A 15,952-nucleotide genomic window follows, 5' to 3' on the forward strand; every position below is an offset into this window, starting at 1 on the left:
TTAGCATGCGCACCGTTGCTGATATCACTGGTGCTAATGCTTCCTGTGGTCAGGCTGTTTTTTTCTGCCGGCGCGGTGCTGGCAATGATGCCTCCGGTCAGCGTTGTTTTATCTTTAACTATGATATTAAAGCCGCCATCACCAGCTTTGATGCCTGATTGTTCCACAACACTATGATAATCGCTGGAGGATTTATCCTTTTGGAAAGAGGCGCTCATGGACCCCCCACCACCCTTTTGTCCAGCACCAAACCCAACAGAAACAGAATTTTGCTTACTGGAAGTTTGTCCCGTATCACTGCGGCTGGTAATGGCAAAATCACCCCCTACTTCCATTTCTACACGCTCTCCAGAAACCACGGCGCCTGCCAATGTGGTGTTTGCCCCACTCGTGGTATGAACGGTGCCGGTGCCTATAATATGGCTGTTTTTGTGTTGAACTTCCTCACTGGAACCTTCCCCTTGACTAAAAGCAGCACTACCCGTTGCCCCTGCGCCACCCGTGCCATAACCGGTGCCAACACTCATTGAAGCACTTTCACTGCTGTTTTGTGTGCTTTGCGTGTTTTGTGCACTTTCAAAGATGATATCTTCACCTGCTTCCATGGTGATCTTTCCGCTCTGTGCATCATTTTCCAGCACATAGATTGGATTGGTACCAGCAATAATATCAGCGCCAACACCATGAATGCTGCCTTTGTGGGCTTGCATGTTAACAGCGCGTCCGCCTTCTATGCTATCTGTCACCGCTGTGGAGACTTGAGAAGAGGCTTCTGTTTTCTCAGTTTTAAAGCCCACGGTTACACTGCCAGATGCGCCAGCCAGATTGGCAAGAGCATCCTTGGTGGAGCCCCCCACCCCTCCTAATGAGCTACTCAGTCCTTTGGTTGTGTTCCCCTTTTCCCCCGTATTGCCAGTCAGCCAATTAACAAAGGTTTTGCCTTTACTATAAAGATGACTGATTTTCATGCCGGTCAGTATGCCATTAATAACTGTATTGTTACCATCCTTATTATTCATGTGATCTGCGGCATCTTTTAGTCCTTGTACCGTGCCAAGGACACCGATATCAACGGAAGTTGTCACACCAGCAAAAGACTTTTCATGTGTCTCTTTGCCGTTAGAGGTATCATAGCTTTCTGATAGGGTGATATTATTGCCGGCATCAATGTTGACATCACGATCCGCCGAAACAATGGCTGCTTGCATATTCACATCATTGTCAGCAGTAATCTGCACATCTTGGCGTGCCGTGATGTGTGATTGTGTGGAAGTATTTTCCCATTGATCGCCCGTATCTTTGGCGCTTGCAATTCCAACACCTACAGAAGCACCGCTGTTGCTCTTTTCAAACTGAATGCCAAAGCCTGTACGTTCTTCCTTTGAGCTTGAGGAATGGCTATTATGACCAACAAGCACATTCACATCACGAGCTGCCGAAAGGTTAATATTCTCACCTGCAAGATCAGAGCCAACAATTGTCACATCTTTTTTCTTGGCAGTGATGTTGATCGTACCATCCGCATTGAGAGAAGAACCTTGATGCTCAAAACTCTCTTCATTTTCTGTCTTTCCCTCACTCCCGTATATCGACACAAAGCCCTTGCCTGATCCCACACCAAAACCCGTTTCATGGGTCTCTGAATGGCTTTTATGATGATCTGTCATGCCATCAATCGTCACACTTTCTCCGCTCACATTGATATCTTGACCGGAAAGCAGATGAGAAGCAGAAATCTTGGCTTCTCCTTGTGCGTCTAACACGATGTTGCCCGTCGCCCCAAGGATAGAGGAGACCGTTGTGGTATGCGATTGAGATGTATCGGACGATTTCTCATGCAAAAAGCCACTTGATGACGATTGCGCTTGCTGATCCAAGTGTTCTTGGGCGCCTTTGATGACAATCTTTCCCCCAGAGTGAATGGTAATATCCGCTTGTTTCTGATCTCCTGGTGCTTTCTCTCCTGACGTTTCCTCTGCCTTACCGGCTATGAGCGTCGAGGCTACAACTTCCGTGTTGTTTCCGGAATCAATGGCAACGCCTTCACCCCCTGTTATGCTTGACCCCACAACTTGGCGCACATCCATCTTGTTATGCTCAGATTTGCTGCTACTAAACACCCCACCGTCTTTATGGTACGACATCTCATAATGTAAGCTATCCTCTGCATTATTGATCAGGACATCGTTGCTGGCTTTCAGCCCTACCTTGCCATCAGCCGCAATGGAACTGCCTGTGATGCTAAGATCATGTGGTTTGCCATCCTGCCCTGCAATGACAGTGGTATCACCTCCCGATTTTATCGAAGAGCCAACGGCATGAGAAGCTTGCATGTCCACTTTCGTGTTTTTGGTGCGAAGATGATACTCCATCTCATCGTTTCTTACCCCTATTGTTACCTCCCCTTGGGCACCAAGACCAACATTGCCCTTGGCATCTATATCGGAAGCAGCAATATGGATATCGCCACCCGATAGAACAGTGGTATTTTTTCCAGAACTTAAATGAGAGCCATTGTGCACGGCGACATGAAAGGTTTGATCCCCGCGATGGCTATTGGCACTGTTGCGTGTGGCATCAATCGAAACATTCCTCTCAGCTTGCAAGAGAAGTTTATCCGTTGCTTGAACATCAGAGCCTAAAATATTCAAATCTTTTCCAGAGAGAAGTGGGCTTGATGTACTTTGAAAAATATTTATTTAAAACAAATGTGTGAATACACAACAACAAGTGTATTCCGTTTAGGGCGTTCTGTTTTGCATGAGGAGTATGATCCCATTAAGAAATGCAATAAACAAAAACGTAAAGCTAAATTAAAAGAAGATGATAAAGTTGGAAACTAGTTTTTCTCTTTGTAACTTTATATTCTTCCCCAATGAGGCTGTATTCCCGTTTCAGAACTTACTCTAACAGATATATGTAGTATGCTCGCTCTAATCTAGCATATAAAAGTAGACTAAAGTTCGTCACTGGTTATGATATTGTCTTATTTCTGAGATTAATTAAATACTTTTCACTTAAGTGTAAAATGATAGCCGTAATATAAGATTTTATGTAATAAGTAGTTATAAAATCACTGCATACTACTAATTCGCCTTTTATAATATAAAACTTTTTTAAGCCTTATAATACAAAATGATACAAATAAAAAATAAAAGAGATTAAGAGAAATAAAATAGAGAGCTAATAAAATAAAGGCCCCGTTAAACGAGGCCTTAGTATTTTTTGTGCTAATAATTTCATTTTTACGAAATTAGAATTTGTAAGCGACACCTACACGGAAGTCATTGGTTTTGTAGTTGAATTCACGTGTATCGTTGGCGAATTTCTTTTTACCAAAATCGGAGTAACGGTATTCTGCACGTAAAAGAACGTTGTCGGTCATTGCAAAGTCAACACCGCCGCCAATAGTGAAACCAACCATTGTCTTCGTGTCATCAGCCCAAGTACCACCAGTCAAATCTACATTTTGCTTAATTGATGGGTTTTCAACCACATCAGCTTTCTGTTCAACTTTAACTCTCTCTCCTTTTCCTGTAACTGATTGAATACCCTGTACCTGCGCATAGGCAATACCACCAGCAACATAAGGCATAATACGGTCAACAGCAGCAAAACCGATACGAACGCGTGTAGCACCAGACCATTTTTCTTTGTAACTGTGCTTTTCCGTTACCTTGTCACCTATTTCAAACCGTTGCTGATCTTTTAATTCAACCTTAGCTTTTTCAAGGGCATTATTAAAAAATGCCACATCTTCTTTAGTAAGAGTCAATTCACGGGCTGTTTTTGATTCTTCACGGTCTGCCCAAACTGCATCGGTTTCAACACCGAGAATGAGACCATTTCCAAGGTCTACGTTAGATCCGGCATAAATCCCACCCATGAAACCAGAAGGACTAGGTGTGTTATCTTTTTTGACAAGTTCTTTATCTTCTCCTGGAATAGTTACTTTAGTTTTACTCGAAAAGTTACCAACTTGACCACCAAGATAAAAGCCTGTCCAAGAAAACGAAGGGGCTGCTGCGATAACTGCTGGGGCTGTTTCACGAGGGATCACCACGTCAGCAGCTTGTGCTGCAGAAGCTGAAATTAAAGCGGCAATAGAAGTTGCTATTAAAGATTTTGTATTCATAATTTTGCTCCTAAATTAACTACAAAACGACCTTACAAGATTATAAATAGAAAAGCTGTAGTAAAAATGTCACAGTCGTACAAATAAAAGCCCAGAAAACAGCGCTTTTGTAAAAGTCAATATCTTTTGGAAATTTAATTTTTTATTAATACTTTTTATTCATAATTGCACTTTTGATGAAATTAGAACTTGTAAGCGATACCTACGTGAAAGTCATTGGTTGTGTAACCTAGTTTAAGGTAATACTTTTTATATTCCTTCTTACCAAAGTCTGAGTAACGGTACTCCGCACGAAGCAGAACATGATCTGTCATCGCGAAATCTATACCACCACCAAGGGTGAAACCCTCCATCGTTTTTATTTTATCAAATACTGTAGCAGAAACTTCTTTACTTGGCTTACCCATTTGCCAATTTTGTTTGTTCCTGAAACTTTACCAACACCCTGTATTTGCGCATAAGCAATACCATCAGCCACATAAGGCATAATACTGTCAGCGACGGAAAAACCAACACGAACCCGTGTTGCACCAGACCATTTTCTTTGAAACCAATGCAATACACTGCTGTGTCAACCTTTTGAAACTTTTCATTTTCATCCAATGTGACACCAGCATCTTTAAATTCATCATTAAAATCATCAAATTCATCAATCGCAAGAATCCCTGAGACCGTCTTCGTCTCTCCTCAGTCTGCCCAGACTGCATCGGTTTCAACACCTAGGACATTTCTAAGATCTACGTTGGAACCTAAAATAAATACCACCTATGAAACCTGAAGGCTTAGGTAGTGCATCTTTATCTGAAGTTTTTTTCTTTTGTCTCTAAATCAAATACATAAACTTTGACTTGAAAAGTTGCCAACTTGACCACCAAGATAAAAACCTGTCTAAGAAAACGAAAGAGCTATGATAACTGTTGGAGCTTTTTTACGAGGAATGACAATATCAGCAGCTTGTGCCGCAGAAGCTGTAGTCATAGCGATAATAAAAGTTGTTACTGAAGATTTTATATTCGTAAACTTTGCTCCTCATTTATTTACGAGCACAGTATTATACGACTACAAAAAAACGCTGTAGTAAAATGATACAATCATAGGAAACGAAAGCTGACGCAAGATAAAGTCATTTCATAACTTCACGTTTCACAAGAAATTGTAAGTTATGAATACGTATAATTCATTGATTTTACCGCGTAATTATTGCCTGTCGTTTATAAAAATCTTTTTAAGGAAATCTGAATAATATCTTTTACACCGCCAATAAATATGGAGTGTGTAATAATATAACAATAGAAAAATAACAGAGGCTCCGTCTTTAACAGAGCCTCATGACAATTTATTTTATCTTCATCATTTCGTTGTTGACGAAATTAGAATTTGTATGCAACACCTACACGGAAATCATTGGTTTTGTAAGCTATTTTATCCCCGTCCTTTACAAATGCTTTTTTACCAAAGTCTGAGTAACGGTATTCTGCACGCAACAGAACATTGTCTGTCATTGCAAAGTCAATACCACCACCTACAGTGAAACCAACCATCGTTTTCGTTTCATCAAACACTTTAGCAGAAGCGATTTCGGCACCATCAGCTCCTTCCGCCTTAAGAGAATCGACTATCTGGAGCTGCGTATAAGCAATACCACCAGCAACATAAGGCATAATGCGATCAACGGCTGCAAAACCAACACGAACGCGTGTTGCACCAGACCATTTTTCTTTTATAGAGGTGCTATCTACACGTTTGTCAGTCGCCGCGATACCAGCAATAGTTTTTCCTGTAGCAGGTGTAGCTTTCGCTGCTATAAGCTCATCTTTGAAAGCATCAAGGCCAATTGCTCCAATGACTGCTGAATGCGCTTTTGAATCTTCGCGGTCAGCCCAGACGGCATCAGTTTCAACACCTAGAATGAGGCCATTTCCAAGATCCACGTTAGAACCTACATAAATACCCCCCATGAAACCGGAAGGCTTAGGTGTCCAGTCTTTATCTGTAATTTTCTTTTTTGTTTCTGAATCATATTCATCAACTTTACCTGAAAAGTTACCAACTTGACCACCGATATAAAAGCCTGTCCAAGAAAATGAAGGGGCTGCTGCGATGACTGCTGGGGCTGTTTCATGAGGGATGACAACATCAGCAGCTTGTGCTGCAGAAGCTGCCGCTATAGCGATAACAGAAGTTGTTACTAAAGATTTTATATTCATAAACTTTGCTCCTAATTTATTTATGAGCACAGTGCTACAAGATTACAGAAAGAAAAGCTGTAGTAAAAATGATACAGTCACAGAAAATGGAGGGCACATCCCAGACAAAATTGCTTCATAGCTTGATTTTGTACGAGAAGCCTAAAGATTATATATAAATAACTTATTGATTTTTAAATGTAATTTTTGTTTGTTGTCTATGAATTTTTTTAAGAAAATCTGAATAATATCTTTTCACATCCACAATAAATTATGTATTGTGTGATAATATAGCAACAAAGAATAACAGAGGCTCGGTCAAAGACAGAGCCTCTTCGTTATTTAACTTACCATCTATTAAAATTTGTAAGCAACACCAACTCGGAAATCATTGGTTTTGTAAGATGTCTCATATTTATCATTTGAGAATTTCTTTTTACCAAAATCTGAGTAACGATATTCCGCACGGACAATAACGTTATTGGTCATTGCTAAATCAACACCAGCACCAAGCGTGTAACCAACAAGGGTCTTTGTTTCATCAGACAGAGTACCAGAAGCTATTACTTTATCTGAATCTTTCCCTGTTATTGAAATCAATGCACTATCTTGAAGCTGTGTATAGGCGATACCACCAGCAACATAAGGCATAATGCGTTCAGCTGCAAAACCAATACGTACACGTGTCGCACCAGCCCACTTTTCTTTAAAAGTGAAACTGTGGGTTCGTTTATCACCAGGTACAAGCGCATCTTTACCAATATTAATTCCAGATTCTGTTAATATCTTCTTAATATAATTTATGTGATCTGGAAGAATAACATATGTTTTTCCTGTCTTCGTGTCATCTTTATTAGACCACATGATATCTGTATCAACACCTAAAATAAGGCCATTGCCGAGATCAACGTTGGAACCTGCGTAAAAACCACCCATGAAACCAGATAGTTTAGGCAAAAGGTCATCAGGTGCTGGAATCTTTTTTCCGTTACTGAGAATATCCATTTTCGTCTTACCCGAAAAACCACCAATCTGCCCCCCAACATAAAAACCTGTCCAAGAAAAAGTTGGAGCAACAATAACAGGAGCAACAGGTGTTGGACTGGGGGGAACAATAACATCTGCTGCTTGAGCTGCTGAAGCTGAAACAAAAGCGAAAGCAGAAGCTGTTATTAACCATTTCATATTCATATTTTCTCTCCATAGCTGAATATTTATTTGAACACACCATTTCATATAGAGCCCCATCTTCAGATATCTGTAGCAAAAATGATACACTTATAAAAAAAACAAAAAGCCAATCAAAGTACCCTTAATTGCTTGATCTGTAATAAATGAGAATTAAACTATGCCCATGCACAAATGATCTCTTTTCCTCACGTTTTCTCTCCTTTATCATTTTGATAAAAAAACTGCGCCACAGTACCCTCCGTGTAAAGCGTGTGCTATTGACATAAAAATATAATATATTGATTTATAATGAAAAAATATCTTTTATATTAATTCGTCTGCAATATTGAAGATGTTCTTATCTTAAGCCTTTTTATATTAAAGCCCCCCCAGCACCTCACAAACGAGCAAGTGTGTGAATAAATAAAACTATTTAAAAGCTAAAATGCTTCCTATTAATACTCTCAATATTGTAATAGTGAAGACCGTTACAATATTGAGAGCAGCTAAATGTAACTGTTCCATTTAAATTCATACAAACAACGTTTTTAGCTTCATCCTTCGTATAACCAAATGTGAATAGCTCTTTGATTATTTTTTCATCACTGTAAAGAATGCTTGTAGCGCACATGAACAAGATCTCCACTACCCTATGGACTGCAACAAGATTACATGCAATTTCATTACATTTACTCTTTGTTTTTAATTTAGGCATTTATTCCTTTTTGACATACTTACCATTTTTTTCTTCTCTCAACCTTATAGTAAAGTCTTTTTCAGAGCTTCAGCCTTATTTGTAGGCTATCATTTCATACTCCTTTACAAGACGAAATTGAAAAAAATACCTAAAGACAAACAACCGGTATGATAAACATTAAAACTTATATAGAAATCTCCTTAAAGCTGAAAAAATGAGAAATCTTTCTTAAAGTTTTCAAACCACCCCTTGCTTTAAAAATCATGAATTTGGCAGAAAAAATATCCCTCTTTTTCAACTTCAAAACATATATTATACTTCTTAATGTTGTTTTTTCACTTTTTAAAAACTCATTGGACCTCGTGCAAATAGGTTTGGCCGTCCTCTTTTCCCTGGTCTTCTTTTAGGATAATGATCTCTTTTTTTACCAGAATGTAACACAGGTACTAACTTAGCTGCTGTTATGCATTCGCTGTTATTTGTGCAAGAAAGTTCTATCTGAAAAACTTCAGATAATAACTTGCAAAGCTGTTCACCAGAAAAAAAACCTATTGGAGGAACAGTCGAAGATGCTCTCTGTATAAGATTTTGAGACGCTAAAAAACTTGCACCTTGAGCCATAGAGATTGAAGCAAAAGTAGCAAAAGCTGTAATAAAATATTTTATATTCATAAATTTAACCTCATCAAATATTCATAATGGATTTTATCTAGTGCCTTCATTGCAAATTTCCAGAGAAAAATAATGTGTTTATAGATAAAAAGTGAAAATCCTTAAAAATAAAGCTTTGGAGCATTTTGCTTTTAAAATAAAAGCAAATTGCCCTGCTCTGCCAACATAGAAATTACTTATTGAGTAATAAATAAAGGCACGAAGTATCGTCTGAAAATAATAAACTATACGAACTTCATATAATATACTGATTTATAATGATAATTTAGCATTATTCACATTGACTGAGAACCCTAAACATCATAAGATTCTCTCATTCAAAATCTTTTTCATGTTGAATCAATTAAAACCATTTGTTTGCACGTTATAAGTTGGAAGAGCTGTGTGGATAAAAAACACTAAAAAGACTAAAATGTCTCTTATGAACCGTGCCAAGGGCTACACAACATTGGGAGTTGGCAAAGTGGTGTGATGGTAGCAGCTTGTTACTCCGTAAGCGTAAAAATGGGAGTGCTCAATGAATTTTATATCATATTTTTGGGGGCTTTATCGTTATACCATTCATAAGCGCCGTCGTAAAATGGATTTGGGTGCCGGTTTCTTTAAAAAAGCACATGAATTAGCAACACAAATATATTCCGTTTAGGGCGTTCTGTTTTACACGAAGAACGTAAATCCATTAAAAACATGAGGCAATGCGTAATCTCTATTATTTAACAGACATTGCTTTAAATACTTTTGAAAGTCGTAAAGCCGAATTAAAAATGATGGTAAAGATGAGATTTGGTTTTTACATTTACACATTCATATTCTCCCCCAATTAGGCTGTATACTGGTTGCAGAGATTTAAGTCTTCCAATCACCGTATGTTTCCAGCCTCTCCTCAAAATTGCTTTGTTTCAAATAAAAGCTGTTACAAAAATAAAAAATATGAATTCGCAAAAGTACTTTTATTACCTAAACTTCAAATGAAATAGCACTTAAGAATTTATTATAATTCTTATCAGAAAAGATGAGAGGATAAAATGTCCATAATGTACAAGCATTTTGTCCTCTCACATCAATAATTAACTCCATTAAAAAGCCAATTTTAAAGTTAGCTATGCGCAAAAATATCAACTTCCGCCCATCCTAAAAGATCAAGCCTAGCTCTCATAGGCAAAAATTGAAAGCATGCCTTGGCAACATTTTCTCGCTCTTCACGTCTTAAACGTTCTTCAAATATAACCTTTAAACGATGCAAATATAACACATCCGACGCAGCATATTCAATTTGCGCCTGTGATAACGTTTCTGCCGCCCAATCCGAAGATTGTTGCTGTTTAGAAATATTCACATTCAGCAATTCATTACAAATTTCTTTCAAGCCATGACGATCCGTGTAAGTACGCGTGAGTTTCGAAGCAATCTTTGTACAAAAAATAGCCTCTGGCATAACACCAAATGTATGTGCTAAAATAGCAAGATCAAAACGCCCAAAATGGAATATTTTTACGACTGCTTTATCTTTAAGAAGCTTGACCAAATTAGGTGCATTCTTTTGTCCTTTAGCAATCTGTATAATATCGGCAGTACCATCTCCAGAAGAAAGCTGAACAACGCATAAACGATCACGATGGGGTTGTAATCCTAAAGTTTCGGTATCAATCGCAACAGCATCAGTTTGATAATTATCTAAGTTTGGTAAATCACCTTGATGAACACGAATCTCAGCCATTTACCCTCCTATTTGCTAAAGCTGCAAGAATACGCGCCCAAGACCGCTGCCCCTTATGAAATGATTTTAAATTATACTTTTCATTAGGCGAATGAATACGGTCATCAGCCAGTCCAAAACCAACCAAAAGAGTTTCCATGCCAAGAATTGACCGAAAATCTGCTACAATTGGGATCGAGCCCCCCATGGCTGTCAAGACAGCAGGCACTTCCCACTCTTGTGATAAGGCATCCTTCGCCTCCTTGATAAAAGATGAATCATCAGAAATCTGAAGTGCCGGAGAAGAACCGTGATTCTTAAATTCAACCTTACAATCAGCAGGAATTGAGCTACGTACATAATCACGCAACGCTTGGCGTATTTTCTCTGGATCTTGCTTATGCACCAAACGACACGATACTTTTGCACTCGCTTGAGAAGCAATAACCGTTTTCATCCCTTCCCCTTCATAGCCGCCACTAATACCATTAATTTCCATGGTAGGACGTGCCCATACAAGCTCTAAAATGCTCCGCCCTTTTTCACCAGCTGGAACGGAAAGTCCTATAGGACCAAGAAAATTTTCAGCAGTACAATTAAGCGCATTCCATGATTGTAAAATATGTGGAGGTGTTTCTTCTACTCCATCATAAAAACCAGGAAGTGTTGCCCTATTATTTTCATCGTGAAGTCCTGCTAAGATTTTCGTTAAAATACGAATGGGGTTAGCTGCTACTCCTCCAAAATAACCAGAATGCAAATCACGATTAGCTGCTGTGATAATAATCTCTTCTGCCATAATTCCCCGAAGAGAAAGAGCAATAGATGGAGTATTCGCATCCCACATTGACGTGTCACAAACCAATGCATAATCTGCCTTAAGTTCATCTGTATTTGCTTTTAAAAAAGGAATAAGGGAAGGAGAAGCACTCTCTTCCTCGCCTTCACATAAAATAGTAACTTTAATAGGAAGCTGCCCTGTTTCTTTCTTAAATGCACGACATGCTTCAATAAAAGTCATCAACTGACCTTTGTCATCTGAAGCTCCACGAGCACAAATAACTTTCTCTCCATCTCTCTCTTTTAAAGAAGGTGTAAATGGATCATCCTCCCATAAACTCAATGGATCAACAGGTTGAACATCATAATGTCCGTAAAACAACACATGCAAACAATCATCTGAAGGTCCAGGATGATGCCCAACAACCATTGGATGCCCCGGTGTATCACGGCGTGAAGCCTCAAAACCGATGCTTTTTAAATCCTCTACTAACCAATCAGCTGCTTTACGACATGCATCCTTGTAAGCCGAGTCTGTAGAAATCGATTGAAAACGTAAAAGAGAAAAAAGGCGTTCAAGGCTCTTCTCTATATTTCCATCAAGATGTGTTAGTACTTTATTCAGCATAAAAAAAAACCTTTCAAGCCTTGTGTAATTATATTATAGATACGATGACTTTAAGCCTCTTGTAAGATTTTGCAAGACGCCTTATTCATTTTTGACATTGTGAGCAGTAAAAACTTGAACGTCCAGCCTGTAAAATGCGCATAATAGGCGCTCCACATTCCAAACATTGCTTGCCTTCTCGTCCATAAACTGAAAAAGCATGCTGAAAATAACCAAGTGAACCATCTATATGCATATAATCACGTAAAGAAGAGCCACCAGACAAAATAGCTTCAGAAATCACATTGCGTATATTTTGTGCTAAAGAATCTGCAAATTCACGTGCCCGTGCCGTTTGTGATGCCAATGTAAATGCACCACGTTGTGGAGACAAACGACTCCGCCAAAGTGCTTCGCAAACATAAATATTCCCAAGACCTGCAACAATAGACTGATCAAGTAAAACACCCTTGAGAGACATTTTTTTATTAACAAAAGCCTTTTGTAAATAACGACCAGAAAACGAATTACTCATAGGTTCAAGACCTAGCTTATTTAAAAGTGGATGTTCATAAAGCTTATCCGTATCGACTAAAAGCATAAACCCAAAGCGACGCACATCATTATAAATAAGACGATAAACGTCACCATTCTTTGTCTGAATATCCATGACAAAATGATCATGCTTAACCAATTTACTTGTCGTTGAAAAAACTGTTCTTAAAAGATCATTCTCTATACGCCATGAACCAGACATTCCTAAATGGCTTAAAATCGTTTCATTCTGAGAAAGATGAAATAATAAATATTTTGCACGCCGACCAAGTTCTATAATTGTTCTGCCAATAAGGCGCTCAGAAAAAGCCTCAGGAAAAGGAAAGCGCAAATCTCTACGATTAAGTTTGACAGATACTATCTTTGCATCAGTTACAACGGACTCAAGTCCACGACGAACTGTCTCTACTTCAGGAAGCTCAGGCATCTCTCTTCTTTAATAATTATACACTTTCCAATCGTATCACTGATATATTAACTTCTTTTCCCCCTCAAAGAACGAAGACTTCCTCTACATCTACTAAACAAATTCTTGATGAGTGGATTTTACTTGGATTCCTACTCATGTGAATCATTTAACTAAAGGCTTTATGGACAAACCCTGCCTTGAATATATACCACACACTCTAAAATACTTAACGTATCAATGAGGCTTACATCCCACCCCACCTCAAATGACCGTGTTTTATGGTAACAAAATTAAGCCCATTCACCCTTACGAAATACAGGAACTCTTACACCATCTTGGGTAATGCCATCTATGTCAATTTCGCCAGAACCAATCATCCAGTCAATATGAATGACACTTTTATTCCCACCACGTGCTGCAATCTCTTCTGACGTCAATGATGCCCCATCTAAAAAGCATTTGGAATAACACTGACCTAAAGCAATATGACATGCAGCATTTTCATCAAATAAGGTATTATAAAAAAGGAGGCCACTCTTAGAAATTGGTGAAGAATGGGGCACAAGGGCAACTTCGCCCAACCGGCTTGCACCCTCATCACTTTGCAAAACCTGCTGTAAAACTTCTTGGCCTGTTGATGCACGAGCCTCAACAATACGCCCTGCGTCAAAACGTACTTCAATATTATCAACCAGAGTTCCTTGATAGGAAAGGGGCTTTGTTGAGCGAACGAAACCTTCAACCTTATGAGCATGAGGAGTCGTGAAAACTTCTTCTGTCGGAATATTCGGATTGCAAATAACACCATTTTGAGCAACAGATGCCCCGCCATGCCATTCATGATCATCTGCCAAACCAACCGTCAAATCAGTTCCTGGCCCTGTAAAGTGTAAGGCAGAAAAACGCTGCTCATTAAGCCAAGATGATCGTTTCTTCAAATGTGCATTATGGACAGTCCACGCCTGTACCGGATCTTCTTCTGTAACACGTGAAGCAGAAAAAATTGCATCAGCTAATTTTTTAATCGCCTCATTAAGCGATAAAGAAGGAAACATCGCCTCAGCCCACCCTGCTGTTGGATAAGCAACAATCGACCAATTCATAGCAAAATTTGATATTTGCTTGAGTGCCGGCTGATAAGCTATTGAAGTGGCTTTATTTAAACGTGAAACCTTATCAAAATCCTGATTGGAAAGGAGCAAAGGATTATCACCAACAATCGCTAAACGCGCTGCCCCATTTTCAAAAGCCTTTGCCATTCCCTCATAAAGCCAAGAAGGGGCACAATCAAAACTAGCTGTATGAGCATTTTCAAACCGTGTAAGCGATAATATATCATCACTAAAAATTGGTGTAATGACACCAGCACCAACCTTATAAGCATGATATGCAATACGCCGAACAAAAGGTAACGCTGAAACTGGAGCAGTCAAAACAAGATCCTGCCCTTCTTGTAAATTCAACCCCACTTTCACTGTAATTTCTGCAAGACGATTAAGCATTTCAGGCGAAATTGTCTCATGAATATCAAAGTACATTACCAATACCCTTCTCTAAATAAAATGCGTTCTTTATGTCGTCATATTATAAATTGTTTTTCAGATCCTTTGAGTTCACTTTCTCTACGTATACTTATGCATATCATGATCGCTAAAATTCACTTAATTCATAAACCGCAATGGGTGTATAACCCTTCTTTGGTCATGAAAAACTTACCAGTTTCTGTGTCGTTTTTCTAACATTGCAACAATTGCATTTAACTGATCGGATGAAGGTAAAGCCATAATCGTTTTATTTTCCTCTTTCCTAGCTAGATGTTGAGGTGCATAGGCAGGGATAGGAACTTTATCAAGCTGTACCATAGCAAAAGGTGCTGGATGTGACGTCTTGGATTGTGCTACTTCTGTCGAATGAGATGTACTTTTCTCTGCCTTTACTCCCCTACTCTCTAAGCCTTCATCTATAAAGCTTGGCGCATGACCAGAACGTTCTTGAGCAAAAGCATAAGCAACATCATAAGGGCGATTATTTGTAGGAACTTGAAGTGCCCCATCACTTGATCGTTTTTCATAAAAAGCATTTCCCCCTGCAACCTGAACATAATGCATGTTTTTATACGGAAAAGACAAACCAGCGGTATGAAAAAACTTAGCGTGTTTAACTTTCTTATCTCGTTCACCCCGTAAAACGGCATCAGCTGCCTCTCTTACACGAGCAACAGATGCTTTCTCCGTCATAGGACGCGTTAAAACACCAGGAGCAAATTGCCTATATTGACCAACAACACCACAAATCGTCTTAGGATAGGCGGTCGAATTAACACGATTCATAACAACCGTCCCAACGGCAATCATTCCTTCACGGCTTGTGCGATTTGATTCAAAATACATCGCTCGCATAAGACATTGACGCTCTGTCAATGGATACGTAACCGTTTTTGTCTTATTATTATTTATTTTTCCAGTATCTAAATGATTTGAAGCACACCCCACAACAACTAACGGCGCTACACAACAGGTAACAAATACATTCCAACGATTTTTTTTCATCTTATGCAACACATTCCTATAATCTCTGAGCTATTCAAGTCTTGAAATGAGCTTTAAATGTATCTCTCAATAAAGTACATAGCTAATTGTTACCACTCAGCAAAATTTTAATACAAGAGGTAATCAATAAAGTATCTATGCAAAATAAAAAATAAAAAACTCTTAATTTACAGATCAATATTGTTATTATTCATGGTTCAATATAGGCTATAATAACCCATACGTTTCAATTATAGTAAAATAACGCTATCCATTTCTTCTACATACGAAAAATAATACAGATATCCCCTTTAATATAAAATTTTAACAAAATGATCTGAAAGGAAATTCCCCTAGAAAACTCCCCTCCGGCCACAATACGAGTGATGATATCATCTAATATACAAATATGTCAAACCAAGAGTTAGCAATCTGCCACGCTTCTCTGAAAAAACTCTTGGTTGCTTCTTTGTGCTTTTCCATAAGACGGTTATCTTATTCTTTCTATAGCAGCACT

At 38.7% G+C, this 15,952-nt stretch carries 10 protein-coding genes and 3 pseudogenes; 2 read left to right on the forward strand and 11 right to left on the reverse strand.

The window, feature by feature from the left end:
* The 3 genes and pseudogenes from ACFIK0_RS03900 to ACFIK0_RS03910 form a co-directional block, all read right to left on the reverse strand.
* Nucleotides 1-2,678, reverse strand: a pseudogene (locus ACFIK0_RS03900) (hemagglutinin repeat-containing protein); the annotation flags it as partial.
* A gap of 575 nt (nucleotides 2,679-3,253) precedes the next feature.
* Nucleotides 3,254-4,135: an outer membrane protein gene (locus tag ACFIK0_RS03905; protein ID WP_375631052.1), complete on the reverse strand. Its 882-nt coding sequence runs from the start codon at nucleotides 4,133-4,135 to the stop codon at nucleotides 3,254-3,256.
* A 182-nt stretch (nucleotides 4,136-4,317) separates the two neighbouring features.
* Nucleotides 4,318-5,113 (reverse strand): annotated as a pseudogene (locus ACFIK0_RS03910) (outer membrane protein).
* On the opposite strand from ACFIK0_RS03910, the gene ACFIK0_RS03915 reads away from it, so the two are divergent.
* Nucleotides 5,043-5,213 carry a hypothetical protein gene (locus ACFIK0_RS03915; RefSeq protein ID WP_375660866.1) on the forward strand — a complete coding sequence of 57 codons (171 nt, stop codon included), beginning with the start codon at nucleotides 5,043-5,045 and terminating at the stop codon, nucleotides 5,211-5,213. The pseudogene ACFIK0_RS03910 and the gene ACFIK0_RS03915 overlap by 71 nt on opposite strands.
* A gap of 292 nt (nucleotides 5,214-5,505) precedes the next feature.
* Here the strand turns inward: ACFIK0_RS03915 and ACFIK0_RS03920 are convergent, their stop codons facing one another.
* The 3 genes from ACFIK0_RS03920 to ACFIK0_RS03930 all read right to left on the reverse strand — a co-directional run bounded on the left by ACFIK0_RS03920 (nucleotide 5,506) and on the right by ACFIK0_RS03930 (nucleotide 8,860).
* Nucleotides 5,506-6,342 (reverse strand): porin, encoded by an 837-nt coding sequence (locus ACFIK0_RS03920; RefSeq protein WP_375663541.1) that lies wholly within the window; start codon nucleotides 6,340-6,342, stop codon nucleotides 5,506-5,508.
* A 336-nt stretch (nucleotides 6,343-6,678) separates the two neighbouring features.
* Nucleotides 6,679-7,512 (reverse strand): outer membrane protein, encoded by an 834-nt coding sequence (locus ACFIK0_RS03925; RefSeq protein ID WP_375631054.1) that lies wholly within the window; start codon nucleotides 7,510-7,512, stop codon nucleotides 6,679-6,681.
* A gap of 1,018 nt (nucleotides 7,513-8,530) precedes the next feature.
* Complete coding sequence (locus ACFIK0_RS03930) at nucleotides 8,531-8,860, reverse strand: hypothetical protein (RefSeq protein ID WP_273790557.1); 330 nt, start codon at nucleotides 8,858-8,860, stop codon at nucleotides 8,531-8,533.
* A gap of 412 nt (nucleotides 8,861-9,272) precedes the next feature.
* Here ACFIK0_RS03930 and ACFIK0_RS03935 point away from each other — a divergent pair.
* A pseudogene (locus ACFIK0_RS03935) lies at nucleotides 9,273-9,707 on the forward strand (integrase); the annotation flags it as partial.
* 249 nt (nucleotides 9,708-9,956) lie between these two features.
* Here ACFIK0_RS03935 and ACFIK0_RS03940 read toward each other — a convergent pair.
* From ACFIK0_RS03940 to ACFIK0_RS03960, 5 genes are all read right to left on the reverse strand, one after another.
* Entirely contained in the window at nucleotides 9,957-10,577 is a 621-nt protein-coding gene (locus tag ACFIK0_RS03940) for a ribonuclease D (RefSeq protein WP_273790559.1), read from the reverse strand.
* Nucleotides 10,570-11,964, reverse strand: coding sequence for a M20/M25/M40 family metallo-hydrolase (locus tag ACFIK0_RS03945; RefSeq protein ID WP_273790560.1), 1,395 nt, complete (start codon nucleotides 11,962-11,964; stop codon nucleotides 10,570-10,572). The genes ACFIK0_RS03940 and ACFIK0_RS03945 overlap by 8 nt, the downstream gene beginning before the upstream one ends.
* A gap of 85 nt (nucleotides 11,965-12,049) precedes the next feature.
* A complete protein-coding gene (gene mutM / locus ACFIK0_RS03950) occupies nucleotides 12,050-12,925 on the reverse strand; it encodes a bifunctional DNA-formamidopyrimidine glycosylase/DNA-(apurinic or apyrimidinic site) lyase (RefSeq protein ID WP_375643403.1) in 876 nt (291 codons plus the stop codon).
* A gap of 272 nt (nucleotides 12,926-13,197) precedes the next feature.
* A complete protein-coding gene (locus ACFIK0_RS03955) occupies nucleotides 13,198-14,445 on the reverse strand; it encodes an aminopeptidase (RefSeq protein ID WP_273790562.1) in 1,248 nt (415 codons plus the stop codon).
* A gap of 174 nt (nucleotides 14,446-14,619) precedes the next feature.
* Nucleotides 14,620-15,456, reverse strand: coding sequence for a cell wall hydrolase (locus ACFIK0_RS03960; protein ID WP_273790563.1), 837 nt, complete (start codon nucleotides 15,454-15,456; stop codon nucleotides 14,620-14,622).
* Nucleotides 15,457-15,952 lie beyond the last annotated feature (496 nt).

Source organism: Bartonella sp. CL63NXGY (assembly GCF_042194905.1).
In the GTDB taxonomy this organism is placed as follows: domain Bacteria; phylum Pseudomonadota; class Alphaproteobacteria; order Rhizobiales; family Rhizobiaceae; genus Bartonella.

What these genes read in the sequence shown, in the direction of transcription:
- ACFIK0_RS03920 (WP_375663541.1), bottom strand. Translation starts at nt 6,342, where the DNA reads ATGAATATAAAATCTTTAGTAACAACTTCTGTTATCGCTATAGCGGCA.
- ACFIK0_RS03940 (WP_273790559.1), bottom strand. Translation starts at nt 10,577, where the DNA reads ATGGCTGAGATTCGTGTTCATCAAGGTGATTTACCAAACTTAGATAAT.
- mutM (WP_375643403.1), bottom strand. Translation starts at nt 12,925, where the DNA reads ATGCCTGAGCTTCCTGAAGTAGAGACAGTTCGTCGTGGACTTGAGTCC.
- ACFIK0_RS03905 (WP_375631052.1), bottom strand. Translation starts at nt 4,135, where the DNA reads ATGAATACAAAATCTTTAATAGCAACTTCTATTGCCGCTTTAATTTCA.
- ACFIK0_RS03960 (WP_273790563.1), bottom strand. Translation starts at nt 15,456, where the DNA reads ATGAAAAAAAATCGTTGGAATGTATTTGTTACCTGTTGTGTAGCGCCG.
- ACFIK0_RS03955 (WP_273790562.1), bottom strand. Translation starts at nt 14,445, where the DNA reads ATGTACTTTGATATTCATGAGACAATTTCGCCTGAAATGCTTAATCGT.
- ACFIK0_RS03945 (WP_273790560.1), bottom strand. Translation starts at nt 11,964, where the DNA reads ATGCTGAATAAAGTACTAACACATCTTGATGGAAATATAGAGAAGAGC.
- ACFIK0_RS03925 (WP_375631054.1), bottom strand. Translation starts at nt 7,512, where the DNA reads ATGAATATGAAATGGTTAATAACAGCTTCTGCTTTCGCTTTTGTTTCA.
- ACFIK0_RS03915 (WP_375660866.1), top strand. Translation starts at nt 5,043, where the DNA reads ATGATAACTGTTGGAGCTTTTTTACGAGGAATGACAATATCAGCAGCT.
- ACFIK0_RS03930 (WP_273790557.1), bottom strand. Translation starts at nt 8,860, where the DNA reads ATGAATATAAAATATTTTATTACAGCTTTTGCTACTTTTGCTTCAATC.